Below are 13,547 nucleotides of genomic sequence, written 5' to 3'. Positions count from 1 at the left end.
ATTCCGGTAGTTGAACCGCGACGAGATCAGGCCGGGGCGGAGCCGTCCAGCTCGCCAGCGACCGTGCCGTCGGCGGCCTTGCCGACCGACTTCTTGATCAGCGCCTCCAGGTCGAGACCGGTGGAGGTCTTGAGCATCTGCAGGGTCTGGGTGACATTGTCGGTGACCTGCTTGGGCAGCGCACCGGCGCCGTCGGTCGACAGCACGGTGAGCTGGTCGATGGCGCTGATCGGGGCGGCGACCTCCTTGGCGATCTGCGGGAGCACCTCGATCAGCATCTGCAGCACCGCGGCGTCGTTGTAGTGGGCGAACGCCTCGGCGCGCTTGTCCATCGCCTCCGCCTCGGCCTGGCCGATCGCGAGGGTCGCCGCGGCCTGCGCCTCACCCTCGGCCCGGGTGGCGTCGGCCTCGGCCAGACGACGGCCCTTCTCGGCCTCACCGCGCTTGAGACCCTCGATCGCCTCGGCCTCGGCGAGCGCCGCACGCCGCGCCTTCTCGGCCTCACCGCTGAGCTTGGTCTCCTCCGCCTTGGCCTGCGCGGCCGCGATGGTGGCGGCCTTGCGCGCGTCGGCGCCCGCGATCTCGGCGGTACGACGACCCTCGGCCTCCTGCTCGACGCGGTAGCGCTCGGCGTCGGCCGGCTTGCGGACCTGGGTCTCGAGCTGACGCTCGGTCAGCGCCGCCTGCTGGACGGCGACCTTCTCCTGCTCGGCGAGGATCGCCTGGTCCCGCTCGGCCTGGGCGAGCGGGCCGGACGCGGCGGCCTGCGCGGAGGCGGCGTCGGTCTCGGCCTTGATCTCGGCCTGCTTGAGCGCCAGCGTGCGCTGGGCGATGGCGATCTCCTGCTCGGCGGCGATCTGCGCCTGCTCGGCGGCCTGGCGCGCGTTGGCCTCGGCGATGGCCGCGGCCTGCTGGATCCGCGCGGCCTCGGGCCGGCCGAGGTCGGCGAGGTAGGTGCCGTCGTCGGTCACGTCCTGGATCTGGAAGGCGTCGAGGATCAGGCCCTGGCCGGTCAGCGAGGACTCCGACTCGTCGGCCACGCGCTGCGCGAAGGCGGCGCGGTCGCGGATGATCTGCTCGACGGTCAGGCCGCCGACGATGGAGCGCAGCGCACCGGCGAGCACCTCCTGGGTGAAGGTCTCGATGTCGCCCTGCTGGCTGAGGAAGCGCTGGGCGCCGAGGCGGATCTGGTCGGCGTTGCCGCCGACCTTGACGATCGCGACGCCGTCGAGGTTGAGCTTGATGCCCTGTCCCGACACGGCGCCGCGGATCTGCACGGAGATGCGGCGGCTGGACAGGTCCATCGTGGCGAGCTTCTGCACGAAGGGGATGACGAAGACGCCGCCGCCGAGCACGACCTTCTGGCCGGACAGGTCGGTGGTGAGCTCACCGGTCTCGGGGTTGATCACCGCCTTGCCCTTGCGGCCGGTGACGATGAACGCCTGGTTGGGACCGGCCACCTTGTAGCGGCTGGTGACCAGCAGGACGAGGAGGACCAGCAGGACCACGATGCCGGCGACCGGCACCAGGACGTCGGTGTTCACAGCGATGACTTCCGTTCTTCCGTGGGGAATGGGGAGGGAGGGACGTGGGCGCCGCGCTCACGGCTGCCAGATCTCGGTGACGCTCACCGCGGTCGGGGAGAGGACGCCGGTGACGTTGACCTCGGTGCCGGCCTCGATGGGCTGGTGGGCGGTGGCGTTGAGGCGCAGGGTGTGACCGCCCACGAGGACCCGCACCACGCCGTACCCCTCGCCGGGGATGTCGGTGACGACCGTGGCGACCCGGCCGACGCTGTCGGTGATCGACACCGTGCCGTCGCTGGGGCTGTCCTTGAGCATCCGGGTCAGCCACCAGGCGAACCAGCCGACGACCAGGCCGCTGCCCGCGCCGATGGCGAGCGAGACCGGGAGCGGCAGGCCGGCCCCGTCGGACGCCGCGCCGCCGAACCCGAAGGCGGACACGAAGCCGCCGATGACCGCCGAGGAGATCCAGTCGGCCTCGAGCGCGTCGAGGACGCCGTCGAGGAGGTCCCCGGCGACGAGCGACACCGCGAGCAGGAGGAGCCCGGCGATGCCGAGGACGAGGAAGACGGTCACGAGCTCTCCGGGGAAACGCGGGGACGGGTCCTGGATCGTATCCGGCGAGCCCTCCGTCAAACCGCCGGTCCGTCGCCCTCCACCAGCCGGGCCAGGCCGTCGAGGACCAGGTCGAGCCCGAAGGCGAACTCCTCGCGGTAGTCGTAGCCCGGACGGAGGGCGTGCTCCACGATCAGCTCGGTGAGGTGCGGGTACGCACCCTCCGCGAGGTCGGCCATCATCCCGGTCGCCACGTCCTCGACACCCTCCTGGGAGTCGAACGGCAGGTTCACCTCGGTCACCACGAAGCCGTAGACGTAGGCGTCGATCACCGAGAACGCGTGCGCGGCGTCCGCGACACCGAAGCCGCCCGCGCGCAGGCTGCCGAGCACGGCGTCGTGGTGGCGCAGCAGCGCCGGCCCCGGCGTACGACGGGACTCGATCAGGCCCACGGCCCACGGATGCGCGGCCAGCCGGTCGCGCGCGGAGGCAGCCCGGCGACGCATGGCCGGGCGCCACGGCTCGCCGGGCCCCGGCAGGTCGATCCCGCCGAACACCCAGTCGACGAGGGCGTCGAGCAGCGCCTCCTTGTTGGCGATGTGGTGGTAGAGCGACATCGCCTCGACGCCGAGCTCCTTGCCCACGTTGCGCATGCTCACCGCGCCCAGACCGCTGCGGTCCGCGACGGCGACGGCCGCCCCGAGGATCCGCTCGGGCGTGAGGGGGACGCGGGGGCCGGCCATGGCGGCACTTTACAGCCGTAAGGCAGCCGGTTACCCTCCTTACATGCGTAAGGCTGATCATCAGGAGGGCGCCGCCGGACGGCGCGTGTGCATCGTCGGCGGCTCCGGCAAGCTGGGCCGCTACCTGATCTCCCACTGCCTCGAACGCGGGTACGACGTGGTCGCGGTCTGTCGCGAGCGCAGCGTCGGCAAGCTCGCCGATCTGGCCGACCGGATCACGATCGTGCCCGGGCCCACCGACGACCCGGAGGTCATCGCCCGCGCCGTCGCCGGCTGCGACGGCGTGCTCGCGATCCTGGTGCCGTTCGGCCTGCGCGGCTACGCGAGCGGCACCGCCCAGGCGGTGCTCGACCACGCCGAGTCCGGTGCCCGGCTGGTCTTCTCCTGCGGCTGGCACGTCGCGCGCGACAGCGGCGACCGCTACACCCGGCGGTTCCGGGTCATGGTGCGCACGCTCACCGTCGCCGCCCGGCTGATCCGGTTCGCCGACATCGACGACCAGGTCGAGGCCGGCCGGCGGATCTTCGCCAGCGACACCCGCTGGACCCTGGTCCGGGGCAGCGACCTGGAGGAGGGACCGTCCGAGGGACTGCCGGTGTGGGCCCGCCACGTCGGCGACCCGCTCCTGGAGAGCAACCTGACCCGGCGTACCGACTTCGCGCTGTTCATGGTCGCGGCCCTCGACGACGAGGAGCTGGTCCGCGAGGCGCCCGCGATCGTCGGCTGCCGGACGCCGTCCGCGCTGCGCCACCGCGCGGCGTGACGGTCGTCACAAAGTTGCACCGGTAGCCACGGAAGTGCAAAGATGCACTCCATGCCCGAGCTGTGCACACCCAACCGCCGCGAGGCGAAGCGCATCCAGACCGCGCTCCGGCTCCAGCAGTGCGGGCTGCAGCTGACGCTCGACAAGGGCTTCGACGGCTGGACGATCGACGACCTCGCCGGAGCGGCCGACGTCTCCCGCCGGACCGTGTTCAACTACTTCGACGGCAAGGCCGATGTCGTCCTCGGGCCCGGCATCGAGGTGGACCAGACGAAGGTGGACGCCTTCGTCGCGGGCGGCCCGACCGGGCGGCTCTTCGAGGACCTGATCGTGCTCGCGCACGAAGCGGTCCGCGACCGCGGCGACGAGCGGCAGATCGCGCTGCTCCGTGAGGCCGTGGTCACCGACCACCGGCTCGTGGCTCTCGTCCATGCTCGCCTCGAGGAGGCCGCCACCGGCTTCGTCGAGTGCGTGCGCCAGCGCGAGGGGGACGACTTCCCGCCGCAGCAGTCCCGGCTGCTGCTGAAGCTGCTGCTCACCTTCTTCGACAACGCCCTGGACCGGGTCGCCGCGGACCCGGACCGGACCTTCACCGAGCACTTCGACGCCGCGATCGCCGACGCCCGCAGCGCTCTCGCCTGACCGTCCCACCCTCGGCTCCACCCTCCGCTCCACCCGCAGCACCCTTCCCCACCCCTGACCTGTGCCGGAGACCCCGGTCGCAGTCCATCCCACCAGGAGACCTGACATGGCCCGCCTGCTCTACCGCATCGGCTCGACCGCCTACCGGCGGTGGCCGTTCTTCATCGCCGGATGGCTGCTGCTCGCGGTCGTCGTCGGCAGTCTCGCCGCTGCCTTCTCCAAGCCGATGTCCGACTCCTTCTCCATCCCGGGCATCCCGTCGGAGAAGGCGGCCGACATCCAGCAGGAGCTGTTCCCGCAGTCCGGGGACGCCTTCGACGACGCCTCCGTCAACGTCGTGCTCGCGGCACCCGAGGGCCACACCCTCGAGGAGCCGCGCTACCAGGCGGCGGTCCAGCAACTGATCGAGAAGGTCCCGTCGCTGCCGCAGACCGGCACCGAGAACCCGGGCCTCGTCGCCCCGGCCGCGGCGCCCGAGGGCATGCCCGCGGCGTTCGCGACCCTCTCCGACGACGGCCGGATCGGCACGATGACGTTCGAGTGGGACGTCGACTCCCCCGCCGACCTGAAGACCACGTCGGTCGACGAACTCGAGGAGCTGTTGACCGACACGACCGAGGAGACCGGTCTGATCGCCGAGGCCAACGGTCCCGGCATGGCCGTGATGGCACCGCCCGGCGGCACTGCCGAGCTGATCGGTCTCGGCATCGCGCTGATCGTCCTCGTGCTCACCTTCGGCTCGCTGATGGCCGCCGGCATGCCGCTGCTCAACGCGGTCTTCGGTGTCGGCCTCGGCATGGTCGGCATCACCGCGATGACCGCGGTGATGGACATCGGCTCCAGCACCCCGATGCTGGCCACGATGATCGGCCTCGCGGTCGGCATCGACTACACGCTGTTCATCCTGGCCCGCTACCGCACCGAGCTGCACCACACCGCCGACCGGGCGCACGCCGCCGGCATCGCCGTCGGTACGGCGGGCTCGGCGGTCGTCTTCGCCGGCCTGACCGTGCTCATCGCGCTCTCCGCGCTGGCCGTCGTCCAGATCCCGTTCCTCACCGCCATGGGTCTCGCGGCCGCGGCCACCGTGCTGATCGCGGTGCTGGTCGCGCTGACCCTGCTGCCGGCGCTGCTCGGCCTGACCAAGTCGAAGGCCTTCGCCGGGCGGGTGCGCAAGTACGACCCGAAGCGCGACGAGCACGGCCGGATCCACAACAACGGCGTCCGCTGGGCGCGGATGCTCGCCAAGGCGCCGGTCGCCTGGGTGCTCGGCGTCGTCGTCCTGCTGGGTGCGCTGGCCGCGCCGATCACGCAGATGTACCTCGCGTTCCCGACCGACAGCACCGCCCCGACCGACACCACGCAGCGCCAGGCGTCGGACCTGATGACCGAGGCCTTCGGCCCCGGCCGTGAGGGCCCGCTGCTGGTCGTCGTCGACGGCCGTGGCATCGCGAACGACGACAGCCGGCAGGCCGCCTTCGACGAGGTGGTCGCCTGGGCGGCGGGCCAGGACGACGTCGAGAGCGCCGACCTGGTCGCGACCAACGCCGAGTTGGACGCGAACGGCGTCCCGACGGGGACCGGCACCGGCGCGATGATCCAGATCGTCCCGTCGTCCGGACCGGACGAGCCGGAGACCCTCGACCTGCTCGAGGCACTGCGCGACGGCCAGGGCGCGGTCGAGGACCGGACCGACACCGTCGTCGGCGTCACCGGCCTGACCGCCATCACCACCGACGTCTCGGACCGGCTCAACGGCGCCCTGCCGATCTACCTCGCCGTGGTCATCGGCCTCGCGTTCGTCCTGCTGGTGCTGGTGTTCCGCTCGATCCTGGTGCCGCTGACCGCCACCCTGGGCTTCCTGCTCTCGGTGCTCGCGACGCTGGGCGCGACGGTCGCGATCTTCCAGGAGGGCGCGTTCGGGATCTTCGAGGGCCAGCCGATCGTGAGCTTCATGCCGATCTTCCTGATCGGCGTGGTCTTCGGCCTCGCGATGGACTACCAGGTCTTCCTGGTCACCCGGATGCGGGAGGCCCACGTGCACGGGCTGCCCATGCACGAGGCGGTCGTCGACGGCTTCCGCAACAGCGCCCGGGTGGTCACCGCGGCCGCCTCGATCATGATCGCGGTGTTCTCGGGCTTCATCCTGGAGGACGACGCGGTGGTCAAGTCGATGGGCTTCGCGCTGGCGGCGTCGATCGTCTTCGACGCCTTCATCGTCCGGATGGTGCTCATCCCGTCGGTGCTCTACCTGCTCGGCGACAAGGCCTGGTGGCTGCCCGCCTGGCTGGACCGGATCCTGCCGAACGTCGACGTCGAGGGCGAGTCGCTCGAGCGCGACTCCGCTCCGGTCCACATCGGCGGCGACCTGGACGAGGACAAGCAGCTGGCCGGCGTCTGACCGACCCGTCGCATCTGAACATCCCACAGCCACCGACCCGGCGCGTTTGAACGCGCCGGGTCGGTGGCTTCCGGGGATGGCGCGGGCGGTTGGCCGGCGCGGCTTCATCACGGTATGTAGGTGGACCGCCACTTCTGTAGCGGAGCTCCGCTACAGAAGTGACAGCTGGCCTACATACCGTGACGAAACCGCACCCAGGGAGTCAGCCGAGAGCCTTCTCGATGTCGCCGGACATCTTGGCGGGCTCGGTCGTGGGGGCGTAGCGGTCGAGCACCTGCCCGTCACGGCCCAGCAGGAACTTCGTGAAGTTCCACTTGATGGCGCCGCCGATCAGCCCGCCCTGCTCCTTCTTCAGCCACTGGTAGAGCGGGTGCGCCTCCTTGCCGTTGACGTCGACCTTGGCGAACATCGGGAACGAGACGCCGTAGTTGCGCTCGCAGAAGGCGGCGATCTCGTCGTCGGTGCCGGGCTCCTGGTGGGCGAACTGGTCGCAGGGGAAGCCCAGCACGGTGAAGCCGCGCTCGCCGTAGGTGTCGTACAGCTCCTGCAGGCCCTGGTACTGCGGCGTGAAGCCGCACTTGGAAGCCGTGTTGACGACCAGGACGACCGAGCCGTCGTACGACGACAGGTCGATCTCCCGGCCGTCGATCGCGGTGGCCTTGAAGTCGTGGAGGGACGTCATGCCTGCAGTCTGGCACGCAGCACCCGGGCCTGCAGGAGGACGAACGAGGCCACGACGACCGCCTGGGCGACGACCCAGCCGCGACCGACCGGGTCGAGGTCGAGCGCCCCGGTGACCGCCACGTCGAGGGAGGCGACCACCCACAGGGTGTTGGCGACCACGATCGCCCATCCTGCGCGCGCCGAGCGCGGGGACCGCGCGTAGAGGGCGACGCCGGCGGCGTAGACCAGCAGGAAGGCGCCGACGGCGCGCCAGGTGCCGGCGTCGCCACCGAGCAGGTCGACGAGTGCGCCGGCGGCCGCGAGGTAGACGAGGCCGTTGGTGCCGGTGACCACGGCGTCGGCCCCGAACCAGAAGCGGCGGGACGCGAGGGCGGAGCGGGCGGCGGGGTGGTCCGGGCGGGTGAGCGTGGTGGTCATGGTGATCCTCCTCGGTGGGTTCGTACCCGAACCCTCGCCCCGCCGAGGGTCAGTGGGCCATGACCTGTGAGGTCATGCCGGTGCCGACCACGCCTAGTAACACGCCGTCCACCCGACTACCCCACCGTTGTCAGCAGATCGCTGGGCGAGCAGACGGCGTGTCGCGACGTGAACGGCGTGTTGCTGCCGCGGACGGCGTGTTGCTGCCGCGGACGGCGTGTTACTGCCGCGGACGGCGTGTTACTGCCGCGGACGGCGTGTTACTCGGCCTGCGGCGCGACCGTCGGGCCCGACGGCACCAGCCCCGGCCAGGCCTCGCCCCAGCGGGTGAACGCGGTCTCCTCCAGCGGCCGGCGGCGGCGGATGCGGTGGTCCCGCTCGGCGTCCCGCTCGGGTACGTCGGCCGGGTCGCCCCGCCGGCCGACGGCGATCGCCGCGACCACCCGCGCGTGGGGCGGTACGCCGAGCGCGGCCGCGACACCGTCGTGGTCGAAGCCGGCGAACTGGTGGGCGTGCAGGCCCATCGCGCGGGCCTGCAGGGTGAGATGGGCGGAGGCCTGGCCGACATCGTGGGCCGGGATGGTCGGGTCGCCCGCCTCCTCGCCCTCCTCGGCGAGGACGGCAACCGAGACGAGCACCACCGAGGCCCGCGGCACCCAGCCCGAGTTGCCCCGCGACAAGTGCCGCACCAGGACGTCGTGCGTGGCACTGCCCCGGACCGCGACGAGATAGCGCCAGGGCTGCCGGTTGCCGGCACTGGGCGCCCACTGGGCCGCCTCCAGCAGTCGGGTGAGCTGCTCGTCGTCGAGCACGTGGCGGTCGTCGAAGACGCTCGGGCTCCAGCGGGAGTGCAGCGGCTCGGCGATGTCGACCGGGTTCATGGGGTCGAGTATCGCGGCCGGTCCGATCGGCCGCGGGTCAGCCCCAGGCCACCGAGCCGCGCACCCGGATCGCGCTGACCGCCGAGCGCAGGGGCAGCTCGAAGCGCACCTCGGCGGCATCGACCTCGATCCAGGCCGACCCGGCCGCGAGGTCGACGTACCAGACGGTGTCGTCGGCCTCGACGCTCGGCGCGAGGTAGAGGTCCAGGACCTCCCAGCCCTCGATCTCGCCGGCGTCGCCACGGCGCATCAGCTCGACCAGGTCGTAGCGTCCGGGTCCGGTGTGGGCGGGTACGGCGAGCGACAGCTCGCTCAGCGTGGTGCCGCCGAGCGCGACCGGCTCCGCGGACTCGACCCGCACGAGCAGCCAGCCGATCGGGTCCGGCCCGCCCTCCCACGGCTCGCCAGCGGGGCGCTCCTCGACCGTCACCGGCAGATCGAGGTCGAGGGTGCCCTGCTCCTCACCGCTGACCGCGAGGCGGACCCGACCGCTCGGCTGCGAGGTGAGCCGCTCCCGGCGATCCGCGGACGCCTGTGCCTGCGCGGCCGCTTCGCGCGCGGCGACGTTCTCGGGGCGCGCGGCGGTGATGTGGCGCGACCACTCCTCGGGGAGCACACCCTCGAGGAAGGAGGTGACGGTCTCCTGCTGCGAGGCGCGGCCGATCTCCTCAAGGTCGCCCTGGGCCTGCTCCCGCCGCTGGTTGTCGGTGGTCAACAGCTCGGTCTTCTTCGCCTCGGCCCAGTCCCGGCCCAGCTTGGCGATGTCCTTCCAACCCATCGCGACACCCTAGAGCAGCAGACCGACGCTCGTCTCAGATCCGCAGCCACTCGAGGACCGCCCGCACCCGCCGGTGGTCGTCGGTGTCGGTGGGCAGGTCGAGCTTCGCGAAGATGCTGTTGATGTGCTTGGCGACGGCCTTCTCGGTGACGACGAGCGCCTGCGCGATGCCGGCGTTGGCGCGCCCCTCCGCCATCAGCGCGAGCACCTCACGCTCCCGCTCGGTCAGCCGGTCGACGGGGGTGTCGCGCCGGCGGTCGAGCACCGCCGCCACGACCGACGGGTCGAGGACGGTACCGCCGTCGGCCACCCGGCGCAGCGCGTCGACGAACTCGGCGACGTCGGACACCCGGTCCTTGAGGAGGTAGCCGACCGCGCCCTCGCCGCTCGCGAGCAGCTCGCGCGCGTAGAGCTGCTCGACGTACTGCGACAGCACCAGGACCGGGAAGCCCGGCCGGCGCGCACGCACCGAGATCGCGGCCCGCAGGCCCTCGTCGGTGAAGGTCGGCGGCATCCGTACGTCGACCACGGCCGCCTCGGCCGACGGGTCGTCGAGTGCCCGCTCGAGCTCGGCCAGGTTGTCGACCGCCGCGACGACGGTGAAGTCCTTCGCCTCGAGGAGCTGGGTGAGCCCCGCTCTCAGGAGCGCATGGTCCTCGGCGAGGACGACGCGGAGGGGCTGCACGGAACCTCCCAGGTGACGACGGTGGGCCCGCCGGGCGGGCTCGACACCGACAGGGTTCCGTCGAAGGCTGCCAGACGCGCGGCGATCCCGGGGAGTCCGGTCCCCTTCCTCAGGTCCGCGCCGCCGCGGCCGTCGTCACCGATCCGGCCCCGGAGGACGGACCCGTCGTGCTGCAGACTCACCCACGAGTTGGCCGCACCGGAGTGCTTCGCGGTATTGGCCAGGCACTCGGCGACGGCGAAGTAGACCGCCGACTCGACCGGCGCCGGCAGCCGCCCGGGTACGTCGAGGGCGAGCTCCACCGGTACCGCCATGTCGAGCGCCAGCGCCGACACCGCGCCGGCCAGGCCGCGGTCGGCGAGCACCGGCGGGTGGATGCCCCGCACCACGTCGCGCAGCTCGCCGAGCGCGGTCGACGACGTACCGCGGGCCTCGTTGATCAGCCGGCGGGCGGCCTCGGGGTCGGACTCGAAGAGGTCGTCGGCCAGGCCCAGGCTGAGCGACACGGCCGCCAGCCGGGCCTGCGGCCCGTCGTGGAGGTCGCGCTCGATCCGGCGCAGCTCGGCGGCGGAGTGGTCGACGACGACGGCTCGCGACGCGGTCAGCGCCTCGACCCGCTGCTCGAGCCGCTCCGTGCGGCCGGTCGTCAGGATCGCGCGGTCGACGGCGGCGCGGCCGCGGAGCAGCGGGATGACGCCGTACCACCAGATCGGCAGGGTCACGACGCCGAGGAAGAGCACGACCGCCAGCAGCGAGACCACGAACCCGAAGGTCATCGCCCACAGCATCCACAGCAGGTCGCGCCAGGTCATCGGGTCGGACGCGCGGGTGCGGAGGTCGGCGAGGGGCCCACCGGTCAGGGGCAGATAGGGCGCCGGCAGCGAGGTGCCGAGGATCCGGCCCGCCATCGAGCGGTGCAGCCCGGCCAGCCCGCGCATCGCCGGCAGCAGGCCCGCCAGGAGCAGGATCCCGACCCAGACCACGACCAGCACCGAGCTGACCGCGACCAGCACGAAGGTCACCACGATCGGGACGAAGAGCAGCACCTGGAGCAGGGCGTAGCCGGTCACCGCCCAGCGGCCGGAACGCACCGCACCGTCGGGACGGACGTCGTCGGGACGGACGGCGGGACTACTGCTCACCGCACCAGTCTCCCCGAGTCGGCCGGTCCCGACAGTGGTGCAGGCACCACAACCGGACGGGACGTTCCACCCCTGACCGCGCGCACGCGCGCCGCGACGCTGGACCCATCTCCCCTTCTCACCTCCCAGGAGCTCTCATGTCCCTCTCCCTGAGCGCGCTGCCCACGCGGGCCGCCCGCTGGAGCGCCACCCATCCGTGGCGCGCGATCGGCGCCTGGCTGGCGTTCGTGGTGATCGCCGTCGGCCTCGCGGCGACGATCCCCACCAACGACGTCGAGGACGCCGACTACCGGATCGGCGAGTCCGGCCGGGCCGGCGCGATGATCGAGGAGGCCGGCCTCGACGAGCCGCCGTCGGAGAGCGTCCTGGTGCGCGCCCGGGCCGGCGAGCTCGACCTCGCCGACGGCGGCGCTGCGGCGGCCGAGCTGGCCGACCGGATGCGCACGACGCCGGGGGTCGCCGGGGTCGGCGACGCCGTGCCCAGCGCCGACGGTACGGCGCTGCTCGTCCCCGTCGAGCTGACCGCCGACGACGTCGACGCCGCACCGCTGCTCGACGTCACCGCCGCCGTCCAGGACGCCCACCCCGATCTGGAGATCACCCAGGCCGGAGACGTCACCATCGACGAGGCGATCAACGAGCGGGTCGGCGAGGACCTGCGCGCCGCCGAGTTCATCAGCCTCCCGATCACGCTGGTGCTGATGCTGCTGGCCTTCGGCGCGCTGATCGCGGCCGGCTTACCGGTGCTGCTCGCCGCCACGAGCGTCGCGGCCACCATCGGCATCAGCGCGCCGATCTCGTGGCTGGTGCCGGCGGAGTCGACCGTGCTCAGCATGATCGTGCTGATCGGCATGGCGGTCGGCGTCGACTACTCGCTCTTCTATCTCAAGCGAGAGCGCCAGGAGCGGGCCGCCGGCCGGTCGACCCTCGACGCGGTCGCCATCGCGGCCGAGACCTCCGGGCACGCGATCCTGGTATCCGGTGGCGCCGTGATCGCCTCGCTGGCCGGGCTCTTCGTGCTCTCCGACGTCACCTTCAACTCGCTCGCCACCGGCGCGATCCTCGTCGTCGCGGTCGCCGTCCTCGGTTCGATCACGGTGCTGCCGGCGCTCCTGGTCAAGCTCGGCCGCTGGGTCGACCGGCCGCGACTGCCGCTGCTGTGGCGGATGACCCGCCGGGTCCGCACCGGCTCGATCAGCGGCCGGATCCTCGGCCCGGTGGTCCGGCACCCCGTCGCGGCGCTCATCGTGTCGTCGCTCGGCATCGTCGCGCTCGCCGTACCGGCGTTCGGGATGAAGACCCACCAGGCCAGCATCGAGACGCTGCCCGCCGACATCCCGGCCGTGCAGACGCTCCGCTCGATCACGAAGGCGTTCCCGGCCGAGGGCACCGCCGCCCAGGTCGTCGTCGCCGGCGCCGAGCCCGCCGCGGCCCGATCCGCTCTCGAGGAGCTCGCTGCTGCAGCCGGTGCCGGCGACGACTTCGCGACCGCGGGGGCCGAGGTGCGCACCTCCGAGGACGGCGGTACGTCGGTCGTGGACCTTCCGCTGCCCTACGAGGAGGCCGACGACCGCGCCACCGAAGCGATCGAACGGCTCCGCGCCGACCTCGCGCCCGCCGCCCTCGACGGCCTCGGCGCCGGCAGCTCGTGGGCCGTCGGCGGCGGCGCCGCCGAGTCGCTCGACCGCCTCGACCTGCGCACCGAGCGGATGCCGATCCTGCTGGGGTTCGTGCTCCTGCTGACGATGGTGATGATGATGCTCGCGTTCCGCAGTGTCCTGCTGGGCCTGGTCTCGACCGTGCTCAACCTGGCGTCGGTGGGCGTCGCCTTCGGCCTGCTGTCGATCGTCTTCCAGCACGGGGTCGGCGAGGGGCTGCTCGACTTCACCAGCCCCGGCTTCGTGATCGAGTGGATCCCGATCTTCGTCCTCGTCGTCCTGGTCGGCCTCTCGATGGACTATCACGTGTTCGTCCTCAGCCGGATCCGCGAGCTGATCGACCGCGGGCTGCCCGCCCGGGACGCCGTCCACCGCGGCATCGCCGACACCGCCGGCGTGATCACCAGCGCCGCCGCGGTCATGGTGTCCGTGTTCGCCATCTTCGCGACCCTGTCGATGATGGAGATGAAGATGATGGGCGTCGGCCTCGCCGCCGCGATCCTCATCGACGCCACGGTGATCCGGCTGGTCGTGCTGCCCGCCGTGCTGATGCTGCTCGGCGAGCGGGCCTGGCCGCGGCGCTCGCGCCGGTCGACGATGGACGTGGCCGCGGCGCCCGCGCCCGCGCTGGTCCGGTGAGCAGCCGGCGCCCGGGCCCGAGTCCGGGCCCGGGCG

Annotated in this window: 13 protein-coding genes; 4 read left to right on the top strand and 9 right to left on the bottom strand. The window is 72.4% G+C overall.

Annotated elements, in window-relative coordinates; genetic code table 11:
- Positions 1–26: 26 nt before the first annotated feature.
- From QJ852_00735 to QJ852_00725, 3 genes are read right to left on the bottom strand one after another with little or no spacing between them, the layout of a single operon-like run.
- Positions 27–1,544 (bottom strand): SPFH domain-containing protein, encoded by a 1,518-nt coding sequence (locus QJ852_00735; protein WGX96971.1) that lies wholly within the window; start codon positions 1,542–1,544, stop codon positions 27–29.
- Positions 1,545–1,601: 57 nt separating this feature from the next.
- Positions 1,602–2,099: an NfeD family protein gene (locus QJ852_00730; protein WGX96970.1), complete on the bottom strand. Its 498-nt coding sequence runs from the start codon at positions 2,097–2,099 to the stop codon at positions 1,602–1,604.
- Between the two features lie 56 nt (positions 2,100–2,155).
- Positions 2,156–2,821 carry a TetR/AcrR family transcriptional regulator gene (locus QJ852_00725; protein ID WGX96969.1) on the bottom strand — a complete coding sequence of 222 codons (666 nt, stop codon included), beginning with the start codon at positions 2,819–2,821 and terminating at the stop codon, positions 2,156–2,158.
- A 43-nt stretch (positions 2,822–2,864) separates the two neighbouring features.
- On the opposite strand from QJ852_00725, the gene QJ852_00720 reads away from it, so the two are divergent.
- From QJ852_00720 to QJ852_00710, 3 genes are all read left to right on the top strand, one after another.
- Positions 2,865–3,584 carry an NAD(P)H-binding protein gene (locus QJ852_00720; protein WGX96968.1) on the top strand — a complete coding sequence of 240 codons (720 nt, stop codon included), beginning with the start codon at positions 2,865–2,867 and terminating at the stop codon, positions 3,582–3,584.
- A 51-nt stretch (positions 3,585–3,635) separates the two neighbouring features.
- Positions 3,636–4,226 carry a TetR family transcriptional regulator gene (locus QJ852_00715; protein WGX96967.1) on the top strand — a complete coding sequence of 197 codons (591 nt, stop codon included), beginning with the start codon at positions 3,636–3,638 and terminating at the stop codon, positions 4,224–4,226.
- A 106-nt stretch (positions 4,227–4,332) separates the two neighbouring features.
- Positions 4,333–6,627 (top strand): MMPL family transporter, encoded by a 2,295-nt coding sequence (locus tag QJ852_00710; protein WGX96966.1) that lies wholly within the window; start codon positions 4,333–4,335, stop codon positions 6,625–6,627.
- 202 nt (positions 6,628–6,829) lie between these two features.
- Here the strand turns inward: QJ852_00710 and QJ852_00705 are convergent, their stop codons facing one another.
- From QJ852_00705 to QJ852_00680, 6 genes are all read right to left on the bottom strand, one after another.
- Positions 6,830–7,309: a glutathione peroxidase gene (locus QJ852_00705; GenBank protein ID WGX96965.1), complete on the bottom strand. Its 480-nt coding sequence runs from the start codon at positions 7,307–7,309 to the stop codon at positions 6,830–6,832.
- On the bottom strand, positions 7,306–7,728 hold the full coding sequence (locus tag QJ852_00700) for a hypothetical protein (GenBank protein ID WGX96964.1): 423 nt from the start codon (positions 7,726–7,728) through the stop codon (positions 7,306–7,308). Before QJ852_00700 ends, QJ852_00705 begins: the two co-directional genes overlap by 4 nt.
- Positions 7,729–7,988: 260 nt before the next feature.
- On the bottom strand, positions 7,989–8,609 hold the full coding sequence (locus QJ852_00695; protein ID WGX96963.1) for a nitroreductase family protein: 621 nt from the start codon (positions 8,607–8,609) through the stop codon (positions 7,989–7,991).
- Between the two features lie 37 nt (positions 8,610–8,646).
- A complete protein-coding gene (locus QJ852_00690) occupies positions 8,647–9,387 on the bottom strand; it encodes a hypothetical protein (protein WGX96962.1) in 741 nt (246 codons plus the stop codon).
- A 34-nt stretch (positions 9,388–9,421) separates the two neighbouring features.
- Positions 9,422–10,072, bottom strand: coding sequence for a response regulator transcription factor (locus QJ852_00685; GenBank protein WGX96961.1), 651 nt, complete (start codon positions 10,070–10,072; stop codon positions 9,422–9,424).
- The gene (locus tag QJ852_00680) at positions 10,027–11,214 is read right to left on the bottom strand and encodes a sensor domain-containing protein (protein ID WGX96960.1); all 1,188 of its coding nucleotides are present in this window, start codon (positions 11,212–11,214) and stop codon (positions 10,027–10,029) included. The genes QJ852_00685 and QJ852_00680 overlap by 46 nt, the downstream gene beginning before the upstream one ends.
- Positions 11,215–11,351: 137 nt before the next feature.
- On the opposite strand from QJ852_00680, the gene QJ852_00675 reads away from it, so the two are divergent.
- Positions 11,352–13,511 carry an MMPL family transporter gene (locus tag QJ852_00675; protein ID WGX96959.1) on the top strand — a complete coding sequence of 720 codons (2,160 nt, stop codon included), beginning with the start codon at positions 11,352–11,354 and terminating at the stop codon, positions 13,509–13,511.
- Positions 13,512–13,547 lie beyond the last annotated feature (36 nt).

Source organism: Nocardioides sp. L-11A, assembly GCA_029961745.1.
Lineage (GTDB): Bacteria > Actinomycetota > Actinomycetes > Propionibacteriales > Nocardioidaceae > Nocardioides.
The sequence above is the reverse complement of the archived record's forward strand: the minus strand, read 5'-3'. Positions and strand labels throughout refer to the sequence as shown.